The 17,387-nt window shown below is 67.6% G+C and carries 17 protein-coding genes; 8 read left to right on the top strand and 9 right to left on the bottom strand.

What is annotated here, in order from left to right; all coding sequences use genetic code 11:
- The 3 genes from cobT to J2X34_RS24260 form a co-directional block, all read right to left on the bottom strand.
- The gene (gene cobT, locus J2X34_RS24250; protein ID WP_114719244.1) at positions 1 to 1,098 is read right to left on the bottom strand and encodes a nicotinate-nucleotide--dimethylbenzimidazole phosphoribosyltransferase; all 1,098 of its coding nucleotides are present in this window, start codon (positions 1,096 to 1,098) and stop codon (positions 1 to 3) included.
- Positions 1,099 to 1,123: 25 nt separating this feature from the next.
- Positions 1,124 to 1,696 carry a bifunctional adenosylcobinamide kinase/adenosylcobinamide-phosphate guanylyltransferase gene (gene cobU, locus J2X34_RS24255; protein ID WP_114719245.1) on the bottom strand — a complete coding sequence of 191 codons (573 nt, stop codon included), beginning with the start codon at positions 1,694 to 1,696 and terminating at the stop codon, positions 1,124 to 1,126.
- Positions 1,697 to 1,761: 65 nt separating this feature from the next.
- The gene (locus J2X34_RS24260) at positions 1,762 to 2,442 is read right to left on the bottom strand and encodes a DUF3043 domain-containing protein (RefSeq protein ID WP_114719246.1); all 681 of its coding nucleotides are present in this window, start codon (positions 2,440 to 2,442) and stop codon (positions 1,762 to 1,764) included.
- A gap of 107 nt (positions 2,443 to 2,549) precedes the next feature.
- Here J2X34_RS24260 and J2X34_RS24265 point away from each other — a divergent pair, with 107 nt between their 5' ends.
- The 3 genes from J2X34_RS24265 to J2X34_RS24275 all read left to right on the top strand — a co-directional run bounded on the left by J2X34_RS24265 (position 2,550) and on the right by J2X34_RS24275 (position 5,132).
- Entirely contained in the window at positions 2,550 to 3,638 is a 1,089-nt protein-coding gene (locus tag J2X34_RS24265) for a glycerate kinase family protein (RefSeq protein WP_429519967.1), read from the top strand.
- A 59-nt stretch (positions 3,639 to 3,697) separates the two neighbouring features.
- Positions 3,698 to 4,048: a HesB/IscA family protein gene (locus J2X34_RS24270; RefSeq protein WP_114719248.1), complete on the top strand. Its 351-nt coding sequence runs from the start codon at positions 3,698 to 3,700 to the stop codon at positions 4,046 to 4,048.
- A gap of 109 nt (positions 4,049 to 4,157) precedes the next feature.
- Entirely contained in the window at positions 4,158 to 5,132 is a 975-nt protein-coding gene (locus J2X34_RS24275) for a carbohydrate kinase family protein (RefSeq protein WP_114719249.1), read from the top strand.
- A gap of 68 nt (positions 5,133 to 5,200) precedes the next feature.
- Here the strand turns inward: J2X34_RS24275 and asnB are convergent, their stop codons facing one another.
- Entirely contained in the window at positions 5,201 to 7,126 is a 1,926-nt protein-coding gene (gene asnB / locus J2X34_RS24280) for an asparagine synthase (glutamine-hydrolyzing) (protein WP_429519968.1), read from the bottom strand.
- 300 nt (positions 7,127 to 7,426) lie between these two features.
- On the opposite strand from asnB, the gene ctaC reads away from it, so the two are divergent.
- The 3 genes from ctaC to J2X34_RS24295 all read left to right on the top strand — a co-directional run bounded on the left by ctaC (position 7,427) and on the right by J2X34_RS24295 (position 9,602).
- Complete coding sequence (gene ctaC / locus J2X34_RS24285) at positions 7,427 to 8,491, top strand: aa3-type cytochrome oxidase subunit II (protein ID WP_114719251.1); 1,065 nt, start codon at positions 7,427 to 7,429, stop codon at positions 8,489 to 8,491.
- 42 nt (positions 8,492 to 8,533) lie between these two features.
- A complete protein-coding gene (locus J2X34_RS24290; protein ID WP_114719252.1) occupies positions 8,534 to 8,950 on the top strand; it encodes a cytochrome c oxidase subunit 4 in 417 nt (138 codons plus the stop codon).
- A 154-nt stretch (positions 8,951 to 9,104) separates the two neighbouring features.
- Positions 9,105 to 9,602 (top strand): hypothetical protein, encoded by a 498-nt coding sequence (locus J2X34_RS24295; protein WP_114719419.1) that lies wholly within the window; start codon positions 9,105 to 9,107, stop codon positions 9,600 to 9,602.
- Between the two features lie 26 nt (positions 9,603 to 9,628).
- Here the strand turns inward: J2X34_RS24295 and J2X34_RS24300 are convergent, their stop codons facing one another.
- The 5 genes from J2X34_RS24300 to ctaE all read right to left on the bottom strand — a co-directional run bounded on the left by J2X34_RS24300 (position 9,629) and on the right by ctaE (position 15,599).
- A complete protein-coding gene (locus tag J2X34_RS24300) occupies positions 9,629 to 11,080 on the bottom strand; it encodes a carotenoid oxygenase family protein (RefSeq protein ID WP_429519969.1) in 1,452 nt (483 codons plus the stop codon).
- Positions 11,081 to 11,263: 183 nt separating this feature from the next.
- Positions 11,264 to 12,922 (bottom strand): cytochrome bc1 complex cytochrome b subunit, encoded by a 1,659-nt coding sequence (qcrB, locus tag J2X34_RS24305; RefSeq protein WP_114719253.1) that lies wholly within the window; start codon positions 12,920 to 12,922, stop codon positions 11,264 to 11,266.
- Complete coding sequence (qcrA, locus tag J2X34_RS24310; protein ID WP_114719421.1) at positions 12,919 to 14,055, bottom strand: cytochrome bc1 complex Rieske iron-sulfur subunit; 1,137 nt, start codon at positions 14,053 to 14,055, stop codon at positions 12,919 to 12,921. The genes qcrB and qcrA overlap by 4 nt, the downstream gene beginning before the upstream one ends.
- Positions 14,052 to 14,924: a cytochrome bc1 complex diheme cytochrome c subunit gene (gene qcrC / locus J2X34_RS24315; protein WP_174911060.1), complete on the bottom strand. Its 873-nt coding sequence runs from the start codon at positions 14,922 to 14,924 to the stop codon at positions 14,052 to 14,054. Before qcrC ends, qcrA begins: the two co-directional genes overlap by 4 nt.
- Positions 14,925 to 14,987: 63 nt before the next feature.
- Positions 14,988 to 15,599 (bottom strand): aa3-type cytochrome oxidase subunit III, encoded by a 612-nt coding sequence (gene ctaE, locus J2X34_RS24320; RefSeq protein WP_114719255.1) that lies wholly within the window; start codon positions 15,597 to 15,599, stop codon positions 14,988 to 14,990.
- Between the two features lie 126 nt (positions 15,600 to 15,725).
- On the opposite strand from ctaE, the gene J2X34_RS24325 reads away from it, so the two are divergent.
- The gene (locus J2X34_RS24325) at positions 15,726 to 16,169 is read left to right on the top strand and encodes a hypothetical protein (RefSeq protein ID WP_114719256.1); all 444 of its coding nucleotides are present in this window, start codon (positions 15,726 to 15,728) and stop codon (positions 16,167 to 16,169) included.
- A gap of 76 nt (positions 16,170 to 16,245) precedes the next feature.
- Positions 16,246 to 17,337, top strand: coding sequence for an anthranilate phosphoribosyltransferase (gene trpD / locus J2X34_RS24330; RefSeq protein WP_114719257.1), 1,092 nt, complete (start codon positions 16,246 to 16,248; stop codon positions 17,335 to 17,337).
- The last annotated feature ends 50 nt before the right edge of the window (positions 17,338 to 17,387 follow it).

Here is a 17,387-nt window from a genome sequence, read left to right on the forward strand (position 1 = left end):
TCAGTTCGATTCCGTCGGTTCGGATTCGGGTTCGGTGTTGTTGCTCACGCCGGCCTGGTCGAAAGTGGCCATGTGGGCGAGTGTCGCCACCGCGCCCTGCAGGATCGGCAGCGCCGCGACGGCACCCGAACCCTCACCGAGACGCATGTTCAGGCCGAGGATCGGGTCGAGTCCCAGGTGTCGCAGCGCGATCGTGTGGGCGGGTTCGGTGGACCGGTGGCCGGCCACCCACCACTCGCGGGCGCCGGGGGCGAGTTCCTCCGCGACCAGCGCCGACGACGTCACGACCAGACCGTCGACGATCACCGGGGTCCGGCGGACCGCGGCCTGTGCGAGGAACCCGGCCATCGCGGCCAGGTCGGCGCCCGACACGGTGCGCAGCAGGCCCACCGCGTCCCGCACGTAGGGCCGGGCCCGACGCAGGGCGTCGCGCACGGCGGCCGTCTTGCGCATCCATCCCGCGTCGTCGATGCCGGTGCCGCGTCCGACGGCAGCGACCGGTTCGGTGTCGGTGAGGGCGGCGATGAGGACCGTCGCGGGCGTGGTGTTCCCGATGCCCATCTCGCCCGCGATCAGCAGATCGGCACCCGAATCCACCTCCTCGTCCGCGATGGCGCGGCCCGCGGCGATCGCGCGCAGCGTCTCCTCGTGCGTCAACGCGTCCTCGCGGTCGATCGATCCCGACGAGCGGCGGATCTTGTAGGCCGACACCGACGGATCCGTGTCCGCGTCCACTGCCAGGTCCACCACGCGCACCGCGGCACCGGCGATCGAGGCGAGGATGTTGACGGCGGCCCCGCCGTCGCGGAAGTTGGCGACCATCTGCGCGGTGACCTCCGGCGGATACGCCGATACGCCGCCGCGGGCGATGCCGTGGTCGCCGGCGAAGACGACGACGCGGGGATCGGCGAAGATGTGCGGTGGGCAGACACCCTGGCAGGCGGCCGCCCACACGGACAGTTCCTCGAGCCGTCCGAGGGATCCGGTCGGCTTGGTCAGCAGCAACTGGCGAGCCTGGGCCTGATCCCGGATCTCTGCGTCCGGCGGGACGGGAGGTTCGAAGTCGGGGGCGGATGGACTCACGGATTCGCTTGTCACGCTAGGCCTTTCATTTGAGCGCCGATCATTTGAGCGTCAGGGCGATGCCCGCGACGACGAGGATCACGTCGTCGCACACTGCGGCCAACCGGGAATTGAGGGCGCCGATTTCGTCGCGGAACAGCCTTCCCGAGCGAGTCTCGGGGATCACGCCCAGGCCCACCTCGGGACTCACGAGCAGCAACCGGCCCGGATACGCGTCGACCGCGCGGACCAGTGCGTCGATGTTCGGCTCGACGGTGCCGCGGGGGGCGTCCCACGCGTTCGCGTCGTCGAGCTCACCGGTGAGCCAGGTGCCCAGGTCGTCGACGAGCGTCGGGGGATGCGCGTCCGGATCGGTGAGGACATCGATGAGGTCGCCGTCGCGGCCGGTCTCGACCGTCGCCCACGACGCCGGTCGGCGGCTGCGGTGCTGGTCGATCCGGGACTCCCAGTCGTGGTCGTCCGGGTACCGGCGGGCGGTCGCGACGTACCGCACCGGCGCGCCGGCCTCGACGTCGTCGAGCAGGCCCTCTGCATGTGCCGACTTGCCCGACCGGGCGCCGCCGAGGACGAGTGTGCGGCGGGGGCGGGGCGAATCGGGGGAGGGCACGGGCATAGACGCTACCAATCGACTCGGGCCGGTCCCCGCAGTGCGAGGACCGGCCCGAGTCGGTGTGTGGGTCAGACGGCGTCGCCGGGGCCGACCCGCGGCTTCGGGGCGCGCATCTTGCGGATCTGCGAGGCGCGCACGAACGCGTACCAGCCCAGCTTGAACCCGCCGTCGGTGCTGTCGGGGAAGCGCTCGCGCACCTTGTTGTTGATCATGCGGCCGAGGAAGTAGCCCTCGCCGGCCATGAACAGCATCATCACGAGCATCGCGAGTGTGACGAAGTTCTGGATGACCGGGCTCAGGAACATCGCCATGATCAGCACCAGTGCGAGCGGCATGAACATGCCGACCAGATTGCGCCGGCTGTCGACGATGTCGCGGGCGTACGCGCGGACCGGACCCTTGTCGCGCGGCAGCAGGTACTTGTCCTCGCCGGCGAGCATGCGGGCACGACGATCGGCGGAGTCGGCACGGCGCTCCGCGGCGGCCGCTTTGCGCTCCTCCTTGGAACCACGGGTGGCCTTGCGGCGGGCCCGGGCCTCCTTGGCGGTGAGCGGAGCGGGTGCGACGGGGCCACGACGTTTGGCCTCGGCCTCGCGGCGCTTGGGCGTCGGACGGCCCTTGCCGGGGGTCGCGGCCCCGGCGGTCTCGATCGTCTCCGCGGTCGTCGCGGTCGACTCGGTGATCTCTCCGGCGGCCGCACCATCGCGTTTGTCGGAATTGTCAGAGTCGCCTCGGCGTAGCAGCTTCACGCATCCAGGCTATGGGATAACTGCCGTGCTGGCGAAACCGACCACCGTGGAACCACCACGACCCGCCCCGAAATGCCGAGGTCGGGGCAGCGCCATACACTCCGCTGATGCGTGTGCTCATCGCCCCCGACTCGTTCGGTGAAACCCTCACTGCTGTACAGGCGGCCGAGGCGATGGCCTCCGGGTGGGAGACCGCGCGACCCGACGATGTCGTCGTGCTCGCACCGCAGTCCGACGGCGGCCCGGGATTCGTCGACGTGATTTCTGCCACCGTCGGGGGAGTCAGGTCCGTTCGGGTGGAGGGACCGCTCGGCCGGCCGGCCGACGCGCGCTGGGTGCTCGCCGACGACACCGCGTACGTCGAATCGGCGCAGGCCGTCGGGCTCGGGTTGCTCGACGGGCCACCGACCTCGCGCAGCGCTCTCGATGCGCACAGCCGTGGGGTGGGGCAGCTGATCGACGCCGCGATCGACGCCGGCGCCGCACGGATCGTCGTCGGTCTCGGCGGGTCCTGCTGCACCGACGGTGGGCGCGGAATGATCGCCGCGCTGGGTGGTCTGGACCGGGCGCGCCGACGGCTCGCGGCGGTCGAGCTGGTCGCCGCCACCGACGTCGAGAACCCGCTGCTCGGCGAGCACGGGGCCGCACGGATCTTCGGTCCGCAGAAGGGCGCCGACCCCGCCGCCGTCGAGGAGCTCGAGCAGCGCAACTCGGAGTGGGCGACGGAGCTGGACGCTGCCGGCGCCGGCCCGATCGCGGACCTGCCGGGCGCGGGTGCGGCCGGAGGCCTGGGCGCCGCGCTGCTCGCACTCGGTGCTCGTCGTGAACCGGGCGCCGCGATCGTCGCACAATGCACCGGACAGGCGCGGCAGCTGGAGTCCGCGGATCTGGTGCTCACCGGAGAGGGCAAGTTCGACCACCAGTCGCTGCGCGGCAAGCTCGTCACCGCGCTCGCCGCCGCCGCGACCCGGATGGGTGTGCCGACCGTCGTGATCGCCGGCCAGGTCGCCGTGGACCGGGACACCGCCCGGGCGGCCGGGATCGTCGCGGCGTTCTCGGTCACCGAGTTCGCGGGATCCGTCGAGCGCGCAATGAGCGAGGCCGCGTCCCGGCTCGCGGCATTGACGTCGTGCGTTGCAGACGGTTGGCGGGGTGCGTCGGGGTTCACCCATATCGGGCCGATACATGAGGAATAGAGGTCCGCAGAGTACCGTTGAAGCGATCACGGGTTTGGCACGAGCGACAGGGAGAGCCCATGACTGTGCAGAACGAGACCGCCACCCACGGCGTCAAGATGACCGAGGCTGCGTCCGCCAAGGCGAAGGCACTGCTCGATCAGGAGGGGCGCGACGACCTCGCGCTGCGCATCGCGGTGCAGCCGGGTGGCTGTGCGGGACTGCGCTACCAGCTGTTCTTCGACGATCGGAACCTCGACGGTGACCTGATCGTCGATTTCGGCGGCGTCAACCTTGCTGTCGACCGGATGAGCGCGCCGTATGTCGAGGGCGCCTCGATCGACTTCGTCGACACCATCGAGAAGCAGGGCTTCACGATCGACAACCCCAATGCCACGGGGTCCTGCGCCTGCGGCGACTCCTTCAACTGAGTCCCGTACAACTTTATCAACGCACTCTGACGCGGAGTCTGCCTCACCGGCGGGCTCCGCGTCAGACTGCGTTTCCGACCAGACCATCCGAGCTGAAAGGGATCCGCGCGTGACTATTGCGGTTACCGGTTCCATCGCCACCGACCATCTGATGCGGTTCCCGGGCCGCTTCGCCGAGCAGCTGCTTGCCGATCAGCTCGCGCACATCTCGCTGAGCTTCCTCGTCGACGATCTCGTGATCCGTCGGGGCGGCGTCGGCGGCAACATCGCCTACGCGATGGGCGTGCTCGGGGGCTCGCCGCTGCTGGTCGGCGCGGCCGGTGCCGACTTCGCCGAGTACCGCGCGTGGCTCGAGTCCAACGGCGTCGACTGCGGCGGCGTGCGCGTGTCCGAGACGGCGTACACGGCCCGCTTCGTGTGCACCACCGACGAGGACATGGCGCAGATCGCGTCGTTCTATCCCGGCGCGATGAGCGAGGCCCGCGACATCGAACTCGCCGCCCTCTCGAAGTCCGCCGGCGGCCTGGACCTGGTGCTGATCGGGGCCAACGATCCCGAGGCCATGGTCCGCCACACCGACGAGTGCCGCCTCCTCGGCATCCCGTTCGCGGCGGACCCGTCGCAGCAGCTCGCTCGCCTGTCCGGCGACGACGCGAAGAAGCTCATCGCCGGCGCCAAGTACCTGTTCACCAACGAGTACGAGTGGGGTCTGCTGCAGCAGAAGACCGGGCTGTCGGAGGAAGAGATCCGCGCCCAGGTCGGGCTGCGGGTCACCACCCTCGGCGCGAAGGGTGTCGAGATCGTCGACGGCGAGGGCAACTGGGTCCGCGTCGGCGTCGTGCCCGAGCGCGGCAAGGTCGACCCCACCGGTGTCGGCGACGCGTTCCGCGCCGGCTTCCTGCTCGCCCACAGCGCGGGCCTGAGCCTGGAACGCTCGGCTCAGTTGGGTTCCCTGGTCGCCGTCCACGTCCTCGAGACCGTCGGCACGCAGGAATGGACGTTCCAGCGCGACGACGCGATCAAGCGTCTCACCGAGGCGTACGGCAAGGACGCGGCCGACGAGATCTCCGCGCTGCTCCCGTAAGCACGTTCACACGCCACCGCCCGGGTCCTCGACGAGGACCCGGGCGGTGGCGTTTCGGCGGTGGGCCGCTACAGGTTGACCGGGTATGCCGGTTCCTGGATCTGCGGCACGATGCGCTTCTCGACGAAGATGCCGTGCCACACCATGAAGCACAGGACCGTCCACAGCCGTCGGCTGTGATCGGACGCGCCCTCGCGGTGCTCGTTGAGCATGCGGGTGACGGCGGCCTTGTCGAAGATGTGGTCGGTCTGCGACTCGGCGATCTGCAGGTGTGCCCAGTCGAACAGCTCCGTGCCGGCGAGCCAGTGCCGCAGCGGCACCGGGAAGCCCAACTTCGCGCGGTGCAGCACGTGCGGCGGCACGATGCCCTCGAGTGCCTGCCGCAGTGCGTACTTCGTCGTCGTCTTCGTGATCTTCTGATCCAGCGGCACGCGCGACGCGACGTCGAACACCTCGGGGTCGAGGAACGGCACGCGCAGCTCGAGCGAGTTCGCCATCGTCACCTTGTCGGCCTTGACCAGGATGTCGCCGCGCATCCACGTGAACAGGTCCAGGTGCTGCATGCGCGCCACCGGATCCCAGTCCCGGGACTGCGCGTAGATCGGCGCGGTCACGTCCTGGTGGGTCCACTCGGGGCGGAAGTCGCGCAGCACCGCCCGCAGCTGGGCGTCGCTGAAGCTGCGCGCATTGCCGTAGTAGCGATCCTCGAGCGTCATCGAGCCGCGGTGCAGCAGGCTCTTGCCGCGGGTGCCCTCGGGGATCCGATCCGAGAGCCGGCCGGCGGCCCGGCGCAGCCGAGCCGGCAGGTACTCGAACGGCCTGAGCGACAGCGGCTCGCGGTAGATCGTGTAGCCGCCGAACAGCTCGTCCGCGCCCTCGCCCGAGAGGACCACCTTGACGTGCTTGCGGGCTTCCTTCGCGACGAACCACAGCGGCACCAGTGCCGGGTCGGCGACCGGATCGTCCAGGTACCAGATGATCTCGGGGATCGCGGCCGCGAACTCGGCGGGGGAGACCACCTTGACGACGTGCCGGGCGCCGATCGCCGCCGCGGACTCCGCGGCGACGTCGACCTCGGAGTAGCCCTCACGCTCGAACCCGGTGGTGAAGGTGATCAGGTTCGGGTTGTGCCGCATGGCGAGCGCCGCGATGGCGGTGGAGTCGATGCCGCCCGAGAGGAACGATCCCACGGTGACGTCGGCGCGCATGTGCTTGGCGACCGAGTCCTCGAGGGCCTCCGCGATCTCGCGGTAGCGGGCCTGTTCGCTGCCGGAGGCGAACGGCACGGCCGGGAACTTCGGTGTGAAGTAGCGGGTCACCTCGGGAGCCTTGCCCGGCGTCAGGCGCGCGTAGCAGCCGGACTCGAGCCGGCGGATCTGCGCGTGCAGCGTCTCCGGTTCCGGCACGTACTGCAGGACCGTGTAGTGCTCGATCGCACGCGGATCCAGGTCGGTGTCGATGCCGATGACGTCCGCCAGTTCGAGCAGGCTCTTCTTCTCACTGCCGAACGCGGTGCCGCCCGTTCCGGTGGCGATGAACAGCGGCTTGATGCCGAACGGGTCGCGTGCCACGAACAGTTCACGGGCCTCGGTGTCCCACACCGCGAACGCGAACATGCCACGCAGACGGCGGACCGCGTCCGCGCCCCAGTAGTGGAACGCGGCGACGATGGCCTCGCTGTCGCCCTCGGTGCGGAACCGGGCGTCGTGATCCTTCGCGAGCTCGGCGCGGATCTCCAGGTAGTTGTAGATCTCACCGTTGAAGGTCAGGGCATAACGCTCCGGGTTCTCCGGGGGACCCCAGCGCAGCGGCTGGTGCGAGTGCTCGATGTCGATGATCGACAGCCGGTTGAAGCCGAAGATCAGATCGTCGTCGTGCCAGGTGCCGTGTTCGTCGGGCCCGCGATGACGCAGACAGTGCATGGCCGCATCGACGCGCGCGACGGCGTCGTCGCTGGTGCCGTCGGTGGTGAGTAGTCCGAGCAGTCCGCACACGGCGTCCAGTACCTCGATTCAGAGTCGATTGTCGGTAGGGAGTCGGCCTTCCGGAGATGGTCCGAATTCCTCAGGGAAGTATGCCGCAGTTTCCGTTCCCGGATCGTGCCCGCACCGTCCTCGGGTTCTCGGGACTCAGCTGAATCCCAGGTCGCGCGCGTACGGTGGAGGGTCATTGGTCCTGACTGCAACACGGGTGCCGACCCGACAGTGGAGGATCGACGCCTTTGGTCTACGCTGCGTAGTAATTGGGCCTTCCCTTCGGGTGTGCCCTAGTGGAATTGCGGCGATCAGGAAGGCGTGAACGTGGCGCAAGGTCGGATCCTTCGGCGAGCCGGGCTGGCAGCATCTTTGGGCATAGCTGCCATGCTGCTGTCGGGTTGTTCAATCGACAATTCGGTGCTTCGCTTCGGGTGGCCATCGGGAGTTACCCCGCAGGCCGAACGTATGCGCGAACTCTGGACGTGGTCGGTTATCGCCGCCCTCGTCATGGGTGTCATCGTGTGGGGTCTCACCTTCTGGGTGGTTATCTTCCACCGTAAGAAGAAGGACTCGCCCGAGTTCCCCCGGCAGACGGCATACAACGTGCCGCTGGAGCTGTTCTACACGGCAGTTCCGTTCGTGATCATCGCTGTGCTCTTCTACTTCACCGTGGTCGTGCAGAACTACGTCACGGAGAAGAAGGACAATCCGAACGTCGTCGTCGATGTGACGGCGTACCAGTGGAACTGGAAGTTCGGCTACCGCACGATCGATCTCGGTGACGGCACGGCGAAGTACGAGGGCACCGACGAGGCCGCCACCGCTGCTGCGCTGGCTGCGTCGAAGCCCGAGGGCCTCGACGAGCACGGTCGGGAGAAGACCGGCCCGATCCACGGTAAGAACACCCAGGATCTGTCCTACCTGAACTACGACAAGATCGAGACCGTCGGCACCAGCAACGAGGTTCCGATCCTCGTGCTGCCGACCGGCAAGCGCATCGAGTTCGTGCTCGCATCGTCGGATGTCATCCACTCGTTCTGGGTTCCGGAGTTCCTGTTCAAGCGTGACGTGAACCCGAACCCGAAGGAGAACCACTCGGACAACGTCTTCCAGATCAGCGAGATCGAGAAGGAAGGCGCGTTCGTGGGCCGCTGCGCCGAGATGTGCGGCACCTTCCACGCGATGATGAACTTCGAGGTCCGCGCTGTGACGCCGGAGAAGTTCGAGCAGTACATCGAGGCTCGCAAGTCCGTCGAGGAAGGCGGCAAGGGCCTGACCACTGCCGAGGCGCTGGCATCGATCGGCGAGTCGCCCACCGCGACCTCCACCTCGCCGTTCAACACCGACCGCACGGTGCGCGAAGCATCGACCAGCGGCAACTGACCCGCGAATCCCGAGAATCTCTGACCAAGGACAAGAACTGATATGAAGATCGAAGCCAAGCTCTTCGAGATCCTGACGGTGTTCTTCATTCTCGTCGCGATCGTCTACGGTGTCTTCACCGCGATGTCGCGGACCGGAATCGAGTGGGCCGGCCTCACCGCAATCGTTCTCTCGGCCGGACTGAGCCTGATCGTCGGCACATACTTCCGGTTCGTGGCCCGTCGTCTGGACACCCGCCCCGAGGACTACGAGGAGGCGGAGATCTCCGACGGCTCCGGCGATCTGGGCTTCTTCAGCCCCGGTAGCTTCTGGCCCATCCTGCTGGCCGGTGCCGCTGCGATCGCCGCGATCTCGCTGGCGTTCTTCCAGGCCTGGATGATCGTCGTCGCCGTGGTCCTCGTGATCACCGCTTCGGCCGGCCTGGTCTTCGAGTACCACCTCGGACCCGAGAAGCACTAGCTCTCACCTCAGAACGACGCTGAAGGCGCCGAACCCGAAAGGGGTTCGGCGCCTTCAGCCATTTCCGCGCGCAGGTCGCCCGGCTGCACTGTCCGCGACAGCGGAAAGCGGTCGGGCCGGACAGAGTCGGACCGCATCCGGGAGGATGCTCGTCATGCGGATCTCCGAGGCCGAACGCGATGACCGTCTCCTGTGGCGCTTCGCGATCATCGACGACGTACCCGACTACTTCGACAGTCCGGGTGAGAGGTTCGACCTGCCCGGTTCGTGGGTGGATGCAGTCGTCGCGGTCACTCGGGACCTGCGTTGCCTGCGTCATGGGCGTGACGTTCAGCCCGACGGACTGATGTGGGAACTGTCCATCGGCGCCGAGTACGCCGTCACGATCGGGTGGAGCGGAACCGGCGGCGTGAGCGGATTCAGCGTGTGCAACGGACTGTCGGTCGAAGCCCCGTTCGCCGAAGCTGCGGTGTGGGTTGCGGACACAACCCAGACGGAGTTGGCCGGCTATGAGTTCGTGCAGTGGCCCTCGCGTGGTCGCCACCTGCTGGTGCCCCGTCTCTGCGACGGCGCACCCGTCTGGATGGACCCGCACAGCGACCGAGTGATCTGCGCGATCGGGGAGCTGTGCACCGCTGTCGACCGAGCCTGACTCCCACCTGTGGCGTGGCGCGGCCATCAGAGGGCCGATGCGGTGTCCGGTATCCAGTTCCCGTGGAAGCCGGCGGGTACCCGTTGCGGCAGCGCGATCGACGCCTGATCCTCGAGCGTCCGCGCGTCCAGGATCCGCAGCTCCGTCGACTTCGACCCGAGATCCGATACCAGTCCCATGACCACGCCGTGGCCCTCCGGGGCGTCCGGAGCCTCCGGGTGGAACACGAACTCTCCCACCGCGGATCGCGGACCGAAGTCGCGCATGGCCTGGACACCATGGGCACGATCCGACCTGATGAGCCGGTGTTCGCCGGACAGGCCGTCGGAGCCGACGACGAGCCAGCAATCGTGATGGAGCGAGGTGGTGAAGCGCTCGTCGAACCGCGGAAACTCCACGTGCTCGTCGCCGAGCCGGGTCCGGCGGACCCGGTTGCTGACCCGCGGCTCGAGATGCCAGCGCTCCAGTCGCGGACGCCCCTCGGACGGTCCGGTGCGGTCGGCGTCGAACACCCGCTCGTGCACGACGAGATCCACGACCACCTTCCCGTCGTCACTGGTGGCGTTGACCGGATGAAAGACGTAGCACGGCTCGACCTCCAGCCACAGCGGTGTCGGATCACCGTGGCGGGGGACCAGCCCGACGCGGGGCGGATAGCGGCGGTCCCAGCGGTACGGAAAGCTCCCGGCGCGGGTCGGAGGCAGACGGTTCAGGACGGGACGCGGCACGCGGACGCGTCCGATCGTGGCACTGAGCGCGAGCGCAGCGAAGGGACGGAGCGGTCGCGCGACGTTCGCGGTGACGGCGCTGCGGACGTCGAACGTGACCGGCAGATCGTAGATCACCACGTAGTCGCGGGTCAGCGAGAATGCGTGCATCATTGGGCTGCCGCCGACCCGGATCGGGACCTTCCTGCGAAGTCGGCCGTCCGGTCCGACGACGGTGTAGAGAACGGTGTCGCCTCGGCCGAAATGGTACGAGACTGCGTGGAGCTCGCCGGTTTCCGGTTCCTCGATCGGATGCGCGGTGTAGCCGCCACGCACCGTGCCGTCGAAATCGCACACGTCGACCGTGTCCAGATCGTAGGAGAGTTCGGCGCATGCGACGCCGGCTTCGACCAGCGCGAGCGTGCGGCCCACGAAGCCGATGACGTTGGTGTTCGCGGACGGTCCGTGCAGCGGTGAGCGGCCGTGCTCCGGGGGAGCGGATCGGTGCAGCGCCTTCGACGTGACCTCCGAGTCGACCCACCTGTTGCGGTACCACAGCGCGCGTCCACCGCTCATCCGGATTCCGTGCACCATGCCGTCGCCGGTGAACCAGTTGTATTCGTCCGGACGCACGTCCGCGATCGGGTTGGGGCCGTTGCGCAGATAGCGGCCGTCGAGCCATTCCGGAATCGCGCCCTGCACTGGCAGGTCGAACTCGGTGACCTCGGCACGCACCGGGGCATACCGTTCGTAGACATAACTCGCCACCATCGGACCCCCGGAACCTCGTCGTTGTCCAGGACAGTAGAGGTCCGCCGGGCAGCTTCGGGCACTTTCCGGCTTCCTCGACCTGGCAGTCCAGCCAGGCGGCCGACCCGACCGAGTGTCCGGACGCCAACGAGGAAGGCCCCGAACCGATATCGGTTCGGGGCCTTCCTCGTCAGTCTCGGCGAACTAGTGCGCTTCGCCGTCGCCGGAGCCGTTTCCGGACCCGATTCCACGGGCGCGGTCCTGGTACTCCGTGAGCACCTTCAGCTGCTCGTGCTCGCCGGCATGCTCGGCGGCCTCGAGAGCCTGGCTCTGCTCGACCGGGTCCGGGGAGACCCAGCTACCGGAACCGGGCTTGCCGGCCGATCCGAGCTTGTTCATCTTCTTCGGGATCGCGGCACCCTGGTACTCCAGCGGGATCGGGTGGCCGTGATCGTCGACCGGGCCGAGCGGCTGGTGGATCTCGACGTACTCACCATGCGGCAGGCGCTTGATGATGCCCGTCTCGATGCCGTGCTCGAGCACCGCGCGGTCGCTGCGCTGCAGACCCAGGCAGAACCGGTAGGTGACGTAGTAGGCGATCGGAGGCAGGACCACCATGCCGATACGACCGATCCAGGTCATCGCGTTGAGCGAGATGTCCAGGTGGTAGGCGATGATGTCGTTGATGCACGAGATCGTCAGCACCAGGTAGAACGCGATGGCCATCGCACCGATACCGGTACGGACCGGAACGTCGCGCGGACGCTGCAGCAGGTTGTGGTGAGCGTCGTCCTTCGTGAACTTCTTCTCGATCCACGGGTAGGCGATCAGCAGTGCGAACACGATGCCCATGATCAGCGCGACAGCGAACACCGCGGGAATCGTGTAGCGATCGAACAGGTAGATCTCCCACGCAGGCCACAGACGAGCCATGCCGTCGGTCCACATCATGTAGAAGTCGGGCTGCGAACCAGCCGACACCTGCGACGGGTTGTACGGGCCGATGTTCCAGATCGGGTTGATCTGCAGCAGACCACCCATCAGCGCGAGGATGCCGAACGTGAACGCGAAGAACGCGCCGCCCTTGAGAGCGAACACCGGGAGGATGCGAACGCCGACGACGTTCTGCTCGGTGCGGCCGGGGCCGGGGAACTGCGTGTGCTTCTGGTACCACACCAGCGCGAGGTGCGCGGCGATGAGGGCGAGGATGATGCCGGGCAGCAGCAGCACGTGTGCGACGTACAGGCGCGGGATGATCAGGGTGCCGGGGAAGTCGCCACCGAAGATCAGCCAGTGCAGCCAGGTGCCGGCGACCGGGACGCTGAGCGTGATGCCGGACAGCGCGGCGCGCAGGCCCGTGCCGGACAGCAGGTCGTCGGGCAGCGAGTAGCCGAAGAAGCCCTCGAACATCGCCAGGATCAGCAGCAGCGAGCCGATGACCCAGTTCGCCTCACGCGGGCGACGGAACGCGCCGGTGAAGAAGATGCGCAGCAGGTGCACGATGATCGACGCCGCGAACATCAGTGCGGCCCAGTGGTGGATCTGACGGACGAACAGACCGCCGCGGACCTCGAACGAGATGTCGAGCGTGGTCGCGTAGGCGCGGGACATCTCGACGCCGCGGAGCGGCTCGTATGCACCGTTGTAGGTGACCTCGGCCAACGACGGATCGAAGAACAGGGTCAGGTAGACGCCGGAGATCAGCAGGATGATGAAGCTGTACAGCGCGATCTCGCCGAGCATGAAAGACCAATGGGTCGGGAAGACCTTGTTGATCTGTCGCTTCATTCCGGCCGCGATGTGGTACCGGGAGTCGACTGCCTCTGCTTGGGCGGCAACTCTGGATGGGGTTGTAGTGGTCACGGTCGACGCTCCCAAAATGCCGGGCCGAGGGCTTCGATGAAGTCACCGTTGGCGACGAGGTAGCCCTCTTCGTTCACTGTAATAGGCAGCTGCGGAAGAGCACGAGCGGCGGGACCGAAGATCGGCTTGCCGTACTGCAGCGCGTCGAACTGCGACTGATGGCAGGGGCACAGGATTCGGTTGGTCTGCTGCTCGTACAGCGAGGTGGGGCAGCCGAGGTGGGTGCAGATCTTCGAGTACGCGAAGTAATCGCCGTAATTGAAGCTCTCCTGGTCCTTGCGCTTGACGACCTTCTGGGTGTCCTCGGTGCGCAGACGGATGAGCATGACCGCATTGCGGATGCCGCGCAGAGCCTTGAACAGCTCCTCGTCGTTGCCACGCTCGGACTCACGGAACGGGAACACCGTCTCCATGGAGCCGGCGTCGAGATCCTCGGGGCGCACCAGCACGATGTCGTGCGGACGACCGGTGTCGCGACGCAGGTAGATGGTCTCGCCCTTGTAGCGCGGGGTCCATCCGGACACCCACAGCGGGGAGTTGTCGCCCTTGGCCCACGGGTTCTTGATCAGGCCACCGAGGGGCATGACCGACATGATGCCGAGCGCGCCACCACCGAAGATCAGGCTGCGCTTGATGACCTTGCGGCGGCCGATCGTCGACGTGTCGAGGGTGTCGCTCAGCTGAGCGACGAGGGTCTTCTTGTCGACCTCGGCCGAACCGCCGTCGTGGCGGTCCTGGATCGAGACCTCTTCGGGGACGAACTTCTTGGTGAACTTCACCGCGCCGACGCCGACACCGAGGATCGCGAGACCCATGGTGAAGCCGATCAGCGGCGTGTAGAGGTTGTACGCCCAGTAGGTGTCCTCGCCCGGGCCCGCGTACTCCCAGGGCCAGAACAGGAAGATGCCGATGAAGGCGATAGCGGACAGGCCCGCCAGGATGAACCAGAAGGCCACCGAGCGCTCGGCGCGCTTCTCGGCCTTGGTGCCCTCGACCGCCCAGCGATCCCTACGGAACGCGACATCGACGCCGTCGAGATTGGTACCGAGTTCGACGAGTTCGTCCCGGCTCATCCGGTCGAGTTCGTCGTCCGTGTACTTCTTCGGCGTATCGCCGCTGCCGGCGTCGCTCATGACCTTGCTCCGATCCACAGTGCTGCACCGACGACAGCGACGATGCCGATGACCCACATAGCGAGGCCCTCGGACCCCGGTCCGATGCCGCCGAGACCGTAACCACCCGGGTTCTTGTTCTCGCTCGACTGCTTGACGTAGGCGATGATGTCCTTCTTCTCCTCCAGCGTCAGCTGGCGGTCGGAGAACTTGGGCATGTTCTGGGGGCCCGTGACCATGGCGGCATAGATCTGCTGCTCGCTGGCCGGATCCAGAACGGGGGCGTACTTACCGGAGGACAGCGCACCGCCGCGCCCGGTGAAGTTGTGGCACGACGCGCAGTTGAGGCGGAACAGCTCGCTACCGCGCGCGACATCGCCGCCACGCAGCGACGACTGTGCGATCTCGCCGTTCTCGTCGCGGACGAGGGTGGGGCCGCCACCCTGCGACTGGACGTAGGCGCCGATGGCGTCGGTCTGGCGCGCGTCGAACTTGGCCGGCTTGCGGGAAGCCTGGGCCTCGTTGCGTGCGGCGGGCATACGACCGGACGACACCTGGAAGTACACGGCTGCCTCACCGACACCGATCAGGCTGGGGCCGCGGTCCTGCACACCCTGCAGGTTCGCGCCGTGGCACGTGATGCAGGAGGTGTCGTAGAGCTGCTTGCCTTCGCGGATCAGGGCGGCGGAGTCGTCGCTCGCGGTGGCGACCTGCGGTGCAGGCGTCAAGGCGGAAGCGAGGAAACCAGCGCTGACCAGGCCCAGCATGAGGATCAGCGCGCCGGTGACGCGACGGCGCATCTTGCGCTGACGTCGCGTCTTGGCCGCAGAGGCTGCTGCGGGACGGTGGGGCATGTCACCCTCGATTGCGGGAGGGGGGGATGAACTCATCTGTATCCCTTTGGTATGTCGGGACGACTGAAGCGTCAGGGGGCTGCCTGGGCGTCCAGCTGGCTAACGGATGAAATAAATCGTGGCGAACAGGCCGATCCACACAATGTCGACGAAGTGCCAGTAATACGAGACGACGATCGCCGCAGTTGCCTGTGCAGGCGTGAACTTGCTGACCTTGGTGCGGACGATCAAGAAGACGAAGGCGATGAGGCCGCCGATGACGTGCAGACCGTGGAAGCCGGTGGTCATGAAGAACACCGAGCCGTACACGCTGCTCGAAATCGTCACCCCTTCCTTGACGAGCGTGATGTACTCGAAGCCCTGGCCGAGCACGAAGAACGTGCCCATAGCGAGAGTCACCAGGTACCACCGCCGAAGTCCGAAGACATCACCCTTCTCCGCGGCGAAAACGCCCATCTGGCAGGTGAAGGAGGAGGCGATCAGTACGAGGGTGACCGGCACTGCCAGTGCCAGGTTGAGATGCACGGGTTCCGGCGGCCAGTTGTCGCCCGCCTGCGCCCGCGCAACGAAGTACATAGCGAAGAGCCCTGCGAAAAACATGAGCTCGCTTGACAACCACACGATGGTGCCGACGCTGACCATGTTTGGCCGGTTCAGCGAGTGCACGCGCTGGGTGATTGCCGATCCTGAAGTCCCTACTGCGCTCGTCACGCTGAGAAGTATGACGCCTTGTCGTAACAGACGGGTAGCCGGGTCCTATGTCGGCGCGTCGGCCCACGTCAGAGCATGTTATCCGGTCGCGTCAGCGGGTCCCGGCGAACATGGCAAGGTAAGCGCATGGAACTCAGGCGCGGCGTCGCACGTTGGATCAACGGTCTTCTGTCTCGGAGCGAGCCGGCCCCTCTCGATCGAACTCGTCCGGATCTCGTCGTGGTCGTGTCGGGATTCGACGACGCGGAGGCGTCGTCGACGGTTCTCGAACGCGGCGCCGGCGGCGATCCCGCCTGGATCCCCGAGGCCGAGGCGGTGCTCCGGCATCACCTGCGGCTCCCCGTCGCCGAGGTCCGGGACGCGGTCGCCGTGGCGGCCCAGGACGGCTACGAACTGGCGGGCGATCCGGAGTCGGCCGACGACGGAACGGTGTCCGTGGTCCTCGAACGGGTCCAGATCCTCGATGCCCTGCATTGTTCGCAGGAGCGATCCCGGATGGCGGGCCTGGCGCAGCGCTGGGGTGGCACGGCGCTCGGTTGGGAGGGCCTGCAACCGCCGTCCGCGTCGTGACCCGCGGCACGCGCACTAAGCTGCGGGGCGACATGCCCACCCGGCAGTTGGTGGGCGCCCGGCAGAAAGGGTCGTGATGGTGCGGCAGGCAGTAGCGCAAGGCACGGAACGAGTGGCAGGCGCGACTGACCGGAGCTGGCCCGCGGTCCTGGGAGCCCTCACCGACGGTCGTGACCTCACCGCCGACGACACCGCGTGGGCGATGGACGAGATCATGTCCGACGCCGCGACCTCGGCGCAGATCGCGGCCTTCGGCGTCGCGCTGAAGATGAAGGGGGCGACCCCCGCGGAGCTGCGCGGACTCGCCGACGCGATGCTGGGCCACGCGAAGACGGTGCCGGTGTCGCCGGACGTCGTCGATGTCGTCGGCACGGGCGGCGACCGGTCGCACACGGTCAATATCTCGACGATGGCGGCGGTCGTCGTCGCCGCCGCCGGCGTGCGGGTGGTCAAGCACGGCAACCGGGCCGCGTCGTCGAAGAGCGGCGGCGCCGACGTTCTCGAGGCGCTGGGCGTGCACATCAATCTCGGTGCCCAGGACGTCGCGCGGTGTGTGGAGGAGGTCGGGATCGGCTTCTGCTTCGCCCCGGTGTTCCACCCGGCGCTGCGATTCGCGGGGGCCCCGCGCAAGGAGATCGGAATTCCCACCGTCTTCAACGTGCTCGGACCGCTCACCAACCCGGCGCGTCCGCGGGCCGGTCTGATCGGGTGCGCGTTCCAGGACCTCATCCCGGTCGTCGCCGGGGTGCTCGCGGAACGCGGGAACTCGGCGCTGGTCGTGCGCGGTGACGACGGACTCGACGAGATCACCACCTCGACGACGTCGGAGGTGTACGTCGTGTCCGGCGGTACCGTGCGGACCCAGAAGCTGGATCCGACGGACCTCGGGATCGCCCGCGTTCCGCTCGACGCGCTGCGCGGTGGCGATGCGGTCGACAATGCGCGGGTGGCGCGGGGAATCTTCGCCGGCGACGAGGGCGCCGTGCGGGACGCGGTGCTGCTGAACGCGGCGGGCGCGATCGCCGCGTACGACGGGCTGTCCGGCAGCCTCGAGGAGTCGCTGGCGGCGGGCATGGAGAAGGCCGCTCGGGCGATCGATTCCGGTGCGGCAGCGGCCCTGCTGGAGCGTTGGGCCGCCTTGACCGTGGGGTTGGCCGCCAAACGCTGAGGCGGACACGTTCGATGGTCCCGGGGCTCCCACGCCCCGGGACCCAGCGG

Source organism: Rhodococcus sp. BE178 (assembly GCF_050433545.1).
Taxonomy (GTDB): Bacteria; Actinomycetota; Actinomycetes; order Mycobacteriales; family Mycobacteriaceae; genus Prescottella.

What these genes read in the sequence shown, in the direction of transcription:
- J2X34_RS24300 (WP_429519969.1), bottom strand. Translation starts at nt 11,080, where the DNA reads ATGGTGGCGAGTTATGTCTACGAACGGTATGCCCCGGTGCGTGCCGAG.
- trpD (WP_114719257.1), top strand. Translation starts at nt 16,246, where the DNA reads ATGGTGCGGCAGGCAGTAGCGCAAGGCACGGAACGAGTGGCAGGCGCG.
- J2X34_RS24295 (WP_114719419.1), top strand. Translation starts at nt 9,105, where the DNA reads ATGCGGATCTCCGAGGCCGAACGCGATGACCGTCTCCTGTGGCGCTTC.
- qcrC (WP_174911060.1), bottom strand. Translation starts at nt 14,924, where the DNA reads ATGAGTTCATCCCCCCCTCCCGCAATCGAGGGTGACATGCCCCACCGT.
- J2X34_RS24325 (WP_114719256.1), top strand. Translation starts at nt 15,726, where the DNA reads ATGGAACTCAGGCGCGGCGTCGCACGTTGGATCAACGGTCTTCTGTCT.
- J2X34_RS24265 (WP_429519967.1), top strand. Translation starts at nt 2,550, where the DNA reads ATGCGTGTGCTCATCGCCCCCGACTCGTTCGGTGAAACCCTCACTGCT.
- J2X34_RS24290 (WP_114719252.1), top strand. Translation starts at nt 8,534, where the DNA reads ATGAAGATCGAAGCCAAGCTCTTCGAGATCCTGACGGTGTTCTTCATT.
- J2X34_RS24270 (WP_114719248.1), top strand. Translation starts at nt 3,698, where the DNA reads ATGACTGTGCAGAACGAGACCGCCACCCACGGCGTCAAGATGACCGAG.
- qcrA (WP_114719421.1), bottom strand. Translation starts at nt 14,055, where the DNA reads ATGAGCGACGCCGGCAGCGGCGATACGCCGAAGAAGTACACGGACGAC.
- cobU (WP_114719245.1), bottom strand. Translation starts at nt 1,696, where the DNA reads ATGCCCGTGCCCTCCCCCGATTCGCCCCGCCCCCGCCGCACACTCGTC.